Source organism: Oceanicola sp. 22II-s10i, assembly GCF_002210105.1.
Taxonomy (GTDB): Bacteria; Pseudomonadota; Alphaproteobacteria; order Rhodobacterales; family Rhodobacteraceae; genus Pseudooceanicola.
This window is the reverse complement of sequence record NZ_AQQU01000030.1, coordinates 1-6,208: the sequence shown is the minus strand read 5'-3', so window position 1 is coordinate 6,208 and position 6,208 is coordinate 1. Positions and strand designations below refer to the sequence as shown.

Sequence of the window (6,208 nt, the reverse complement as noted above, 5' to 3'; positions counted from 1 at the left end):
AATCCTCCGTTGCTCAAACCCCTAAATCTGTCCGATGGGTGCTGACGTCAGACAACGTCGAGATATCCGCCCATAGACCTGACGATGGGATCGACCTTCCAAAACGCACGCGAGACCTCTTCCATTCGATCACGATATCCCGAAGAATTTCGGGATGGGGTCGCTCCATCGCGCGTCGAACGCGAAGGGTGCAAAAAGCCCGTCCTCCGTTTCGGGGTCCTGATCGAAATAGGCGGCGATCTCTTTCCTGAGGTCGGCCTCCCCCTCCCTGGTAATCGTGTCCCGGAGGAGATCGAGCTCGGGGAAGGCCGGTTCGAGCGGTGCCAATAATTCCATGGCGGGCTCAAATATCTCGGCGAAATAGTCACTTTCGGGATGTTCCACATTCCAACGCGCCCTGTGGGCGACAGAGTGTAGGAGCAACCGCAGATTTGGCGACGGGTAGGTGTCGCGGGTTCCGATCCTGTCGCGCGCCATGCGTTCCTGGCCGACCACGAAGAGTGCGTATCCTACGAATTCGGCATAAAGGTTCTCTTTGCCCGTCATATACTGCCAGCGCGGCAGGGTCGCGGATCGCGCGAAGGCGAACTCGCCGGACATACCCGAGCAGTAGACGTCGGCATCGATCTCGACATCGCGTAGCGGAAAGCCGGGAGGCGTGTTGCCCGCATCCTGGCTCATCAACTCGTCCACCATGCACAGGCCCGCCCCGCCGTGTCGCTGTCGGAGCAGGCCGAGATGCCCTCGCACTACATGGGCCAGCTCGTGAAACAAGACCGGCAGATAGAGCGACTCGAAGAAGAAGAGCCAGCTGCCCTCGATGTCCGGACCGATCTCGTTGATCGTCAGGTCGACGCAGGTTTGCACCCCGGACGTCGCCACGTCCTCTGCGAAGTCACGGAACGACAGGGACACGGTCCTTTCGAGGCGAAACCCTGAGGCCACCATGCGGGCGAGTACCGAGCTTACGACGGCCGCCCAAAGGACGTAGCCGGACGTGAACTCGATCGAGAACGGACCGCCGACGCGCGACTGGCGGGCCCTTGCGTTCAGGTGGGTCTCCGGAGTGACGCCAACCTTGAGATCGCTGCCGTCAGGGAAGGCGTACATGTCTCGCATGGCACCGGTGACGGCACGCACCGCGGACTGGAGGTTTCTCAACGCCATCCGCAACTGTGCCGAGTCAACGTCTGCGAACAGCTCGTCAGGGAAGCTGGGGCGGTCTATGTATTGAACCCTTCGCAACACCTGAGACTCTCTCCTTTGAACTTGCAAAAGCCTATCTCCGTCGGCCTTTCCGGGCAAATGCCGGATGAACAGGCGTCGCGTAACCAGTGGTTCCGCGTTCGCAAGTACTTAGACAAACGCCTATGGGCACATATCGAATATTGACGGGTCACCCATATTTGCCGCTCGACAATAGTATACGAAAGGTCTCCGAATGTAGCTTTGCATGAAGCGCATAGCTGCATTGCAGCATTTGGCGTTGTTGCACCGCAGCATTTCAGGCTAGCCTACTTTTGAGGTTGCTCTCCTCTCCTCCTCCCTGGAGATCGGCCTCAGGTTTGCGCCACACCTCCTCCCGTGGCGCGGGCAGAAGAGATCAGACGCCATCCCACCTCCCGGGATGGCGTCTTTCTTTTTCCCTATTGAAATCCTCACAGGATCTCGGGTCGCGAAACCATCGATACTGTCGTATCGTGGTCTCAAGACCAACGATTTTCCGATGATTTCAATTCCGAGAAGAGGGTTTTAGATGCGGGGCTTTCATTTCGTCCTTCCATGTTTGCTCGTGCCGACCGTCTGTTTCGCGGAACCTTTCACGGTGGCCAGTTGGAACATTGCGAACCTGGGCGCGCCGGGCTCGGAATTGCGCGGGTTCGACCGCGACGCGAATGACTACACCCGTATCCGGGAGATCATCTCATCCATCGATGCGGACGTGATCGCATTCCAGGAGATTGGCAGCGTCGCGGCGCTGGAAGCGGTCCTCCCCGACGGGTACAGCTTCCGGTTCGAGACCCGCTGCTATGAGAACGCACAGAAGTGCGCGGCGGATGCTGACGACATATACAACGCGATCGCGATCAGGGACACGTTCGCGCACCGTTTCTTCCAGATCGATGAGCTCGCCGTGCCGCATCAGAACGAATGCGGCGCGCCCGCGCGCCCGGTACGCGGCGGCGTGGGCGTCTATCTGTCGGTCGACGGGCGACGCTATCTGGTGCCGTCGATCCACCTGAAGGCGACCTGCAAGAACAATTCTGTCGAGCCCGGAACGGAGGACGACTGTGCGACGCAGCGCGAGCAGGTGCGACGCCTGCGTGCCTGGATGGACGCCCAGGACGACGAGGCGACGATCATCTTGGCGGGGGATTTCAACCGGCAACTCCTGGAGGGGGCCGACAACATCCGGGCGGAATTCTTCCCGAACGTGCCGCAGGGGCACATCCTGCCGGGTGCCGAGACACGCGCGTGCTGGTCCTCGTTCGCGTTCGATTTCGCTCGATTGGGCGAGGAGGCCATGGCGAACAACCCGCAGTTCGAGGCCGAGGGGCTGCGCCCATGGCTCTACACGCCCCGCAGCAGCGCCGAGATCGACTTCTTCGTCGTGGAGAACCTCGCGGAAGGTGTGACGCTGACGGCGGATCAGATCGAGCTTACGGGTGACTACGTGTTCCGCGATCCTGGCGCCGCGCTGACCCGATGTGATGGGAGCCTTCAGCCCTTCGCCGACGGAAAGGTCCTGACCTTTGCGGAAGCCTATCCGAGCGATCATTGTCCGATCGTGATGACCGTCTCGGAGTAGATCGATGTCCTCAGAGAGTCTTGGCGGGCAGATTCTGGTCGGTGTGACGGTGGCCGCGATCGTGGGGATCGGCGGGTGGGTTCTGGGACGTGCGACCGCGCCTGCGGAGCCGCCCTCCCTCGAGATCACCCCCGAAAGCGTCACGGCACAGGTTGGGCTCGACACCGAATTCAACGCGATTGGGGGTCCGGATGTGAGGACACTGACATGGCGTGTCGCGGGGCAACCGGTGGGCCGCTCGCATGTTGCGCAATGTGATGCCGTGGCCGCGCAACTCATGTGCAGGTTCCTGGTCCCCGGGACGTATTCGGTATCTGCCACGGCCACCGCCGCAAACGATTTGGAGGTCACGAGGCACAGTTCCGTCTCGGTGGTGTTCCCGGACAGGTACTACACAGTCTTCATCCAGAACCCGGATCGACAGGTGCGCAGCGATGCCTACAGGGTGTTGTTGCGTCGGATCGATTGGGCCAGGGTTCAGCAATCCATCACCCCCTTGATCCTGCTCTACGACCCGGACAAGGGCCGGAATGTGTTCGCAGCCGACACGGTCTTTGAGCCGGAGTTTGAGGGCGTGGACGTGTTGCAGGGCCTCAAGCTGCGGATTCCGAAGCTCACGGAACCGGCGCGAGGCCTCGTCGTCGGCCCACTGGAGGCTCTCGGGGTCACCGTCACCGAGATTCCCTATGCCGAGGCGATCCTGTCGATCGAACGGGGCGCGGTCGACGGCGGCTTCGTGACCCTTGGCGATCCTACGATCGATCTGCTCGACGCGGACCTCGAGGACATGCAGGCTGAGTAGCATACCAAGTGGCTTGATCCCTGATGTCCGCCACATGTCTTCCTAAGCCTTACGGCCTCCCCTGCTCGGCTGCGCGTGTCGCAGGGCAGAACGGCCCTTCGGTCCGTCGCGCATTCGGCCATGCGGCCTCACCGCGGCGCAGCACCTGGCATCCCGGTTTGCCCGTCTCGCGAGCAGGCCGTTCCCCGGCCGCTGCGCCGGATTACGCTCCGGTCTGTTTTGCGGGGCAAAACGATCCCGGCGCTCCATCCGTCTCCCGCGTCCGGTCGCGCCCTTTGCCTGCTCGCGTCGGGCAAACCTACCGTCAACACACACACATGAGTGCGGAAGCATATCCTCCGGATGGCCCCCAAATCAGCCCGCGTCAAGGATCGCAAAACTTTTCGGCGAGGCCGGCGGGTGTGGAGAAGGCAGTCCAGTGCTCGATGACGCGCCTGTGGTGAGCGATGCGCCCGGAAAACTTTTGCGCCCGGCGCGCCGGCGGCTTCGCCGTCCCTGACCCGGACAGATTCGGTGAACCAGACGTACGGCCATGCCACCACACTCACGTGGTGGTTCCCCGAACATCTGGAGACACCAACATGACATACGAGAACGCGAATGCCTACGAGACCATCGAACTTTTCGGCCTGACGGAGAAAGACGCGGAGCTGCCCATCCCCGAGGATCACGTCCTGACCGATAGCATCGTCCGCGAGACTTTCGAGGCCCTGCTTGGCCAGCTGCGCGGCACCGGTCTCGAGACCGAGATCGAACCGCTCGCGCACGGGCTCGCCACGATTCTGCAGCGCCGCAAGATCGCTCTGGGCAAGGAGCTTGACCGCACCGCTGACAAGATCGGCGCCCTGGCAAAATCCCATGACGGGTCGGAGATCGCCGAGACCGCGCTCGAAGAGGCGCAGGCCCGCTTCCTGCAGGTCCGCGAGATCGTCGGGGCCATCGAGGTGATGAGCGAGGCGGCGGCGGAATGCTACGAGGTCGAGACCGGCCACGCCTTCATCCCGGCCGCGGGATCGCGCGCCAGTGCTCGCGCTCAGGAGACCGGAGCGGTCTTCGAGGCCCGGCAGCTGCTGGAACAGCACGATCGCGAGACAGCCGCGAAGTCGAAGGTCGAGGGGGTTCCCCTGATCGTCTCGGGGGCGACCGACTGGACCGATATCGACGTCATCTTCACGACACTCGACAAGGTTCGCGAGCGCATCCGGCAGAACCGCAACCAGGAGATCTTCCTCTGCCACAAGGGTGGCAAGCACGGGGCCGAGATGATCGCCGCCCGGTGGGCTCGGGCGCGTGGCGTCGCGCAGGCGCGCTTCGATCCGCGCTGGTCCGCGCATGGGCGGGCGGCACCCTTCAAATGCAACGACGAGATGCTGGACGACAAGTTCGCCGCGACCGGGGTCGTGCTCTTCGGCGGCAACGGGGTCGCACTGAACCTCGGGCAGAAGGCGGAAGCCAAAGGCCTGACGGTGATGCGGGTCGCCGATCCGGCGAAGAAGACGGCAGACGCGTGAATGAGAGAGGGTCGCCTTTGGGCGGCCCTTTCGTCGTTTTCATCTGCCTGCCCGTAAACTGGCGGTCTCCTCCGCACAGTAAGCCAAGTCGCGGTGGAGGTATCGGCCTGAGGCCGATCGCGCATTCGGCCATGCGGCCTCACCACGGCGCAGCACCCGGCGTCCCGGTTTGCCCGTCTCGCGAGCACGTCGCGCCCCGGCCGCTCCACCGGATTACGCTCCGGTCTGTTTTGCGGGGCAAAACGATCCCGCCGCTCCATTCGTGTCCCGCGTCCGGGCAGCACCCTTTGCCTGCTCGCGTCGGGCAAACCTGTCGTTAATCACACACACATGAGTGCGGAAGCATATCCTCCGGATGGCCCCCGAACCCGTCCGCGTCAAGGATCGCAAAACTTTTCGGCTAGGGGGGCCGGGGAGGAGAGGGCGGTCCAGTGTTCGATGACGCCCCCGTGGTGGGCGATGCGCCCGGAAAACTTTTGCGCCCGGCACGCCGGCGGCTGCGCCGTCCCTGACCCGGACAGTTTCGGCAACCAGGCATTCGGCCATGCCACCACACTCACGTGGTGGTCCACAAACATCTGGAGATGAGATCATGACCGGCGAGAACAAGACCGAGGACGACCTTTGCCGACACTGCGACCGCACAGGCAAGTTGCAGCGCGGAACTTCCACCGGGAAAGACCATCACGATATTGGTGGCCATGTCGTCCCCTGCGTCGCCTGCGGGAAAGACGCGTTGCGGACCGATTGGGAGACTATCGATGGCGGGAGCGTCAATTTCCACTGGCGGGAGGCCTGTGCGCATTGTTCGCACCTCAGCGAGTCTCTCTTCGCCTGAACAGTACCTTTCATCGGGCGGCCCCGTCGCCCGGTGATCCCTCTCTCCAACCCTTCCACGCTCTCGACGACTGCGACACCATCCATAAGTGCAGCCCCGCCCGGCTAAGGCCGGGCGGGGCTGCTGCGCTCCTCAACTGTCTGTGGCCCCTCAGTCAGACGCAAATAACATGAAGGTCGGTGGTGATCGATCGTCGGTCATGCCGGGCCCCTGCCGGCGGTTGCACCGCCGTCACCGCGCTCGCAGGT

At 62.9% G+C, this 6,208-nt stretch carries 5 protein-coding genes; 4 read left to right on the top strand and 1 reads right to left on the bottom strand.

All coding sequences use genetic code 11. From position 1 onward, the window contains the following. Positions 1-129: 129 nt before the first annotated feature. Positions 130-1,167, bottom strand: a complete 1,038-nt coding sequence (locus ATO6_RS24625; RefSeq protein WP_133119766.1) for a hypothetical protein — start codon at positions 1,165-1,167, stop codon at positions 130-132. Positions 1,168-1,756: 589 nt separating this feature from the next. Here ATO6_RS24625 and ATO6_RS24620 point away from each other — a divergent pair. The 4 genes from ATO6_RS24620 (at position 1,757) to ATO6_RS24605 (ending at position 5,960) form a co-directional block, all read left to right on the top strand. After that, complete coding sequence (locus ATO6_RS24620) at positions 1,757-2,809, top strand: endonuclease/exonuclease/phosphatase family protein (protein WP_088626558.1); 1,053 nt, start codon at positions 1,757-1,759, stop codon at positions 2,807-2,809. 4 nt (positions 2,810-2,813) lie between these two features. After that, entirely contained in the window at positions 2,814-3,611 is a 798-nt protein-coding gene (locus ATO6_RS24615; RefSeq protein ID WP_017469683.1) for a hypothetical protein, read from the top strand. Positions 3,612-4,192: 581 nt separating this feature from the next. After that, the gene (locus ATO6_RS24610; protein WP_027264458.1) at positions 4,193-5,122 is read left to right on the top strand and encodes a DUF2493 domain-containing protein; all 930 of its coding nucleotides are present in this window, start codon (positions 4,193-4,195) and stop codon (positions 5,120-5,122) included. Between the two features lie 592 nt (positions 5,123-5,714). Beyond that, the gene (locus ATO6_RS24605) at positions 5,715-5,960 is read left to right on the top strand and encodes a hypothetical protein (RefSeq protein WP_088626557.1); all 246 of its coding nucleotides are present in this window, start codon (positions 5,715-5,717) and stop codon (positions 5,958-5,960) included. The last annotated feature ends 248 nt before the right edge of the window (positions 5,961-6,208 follow it).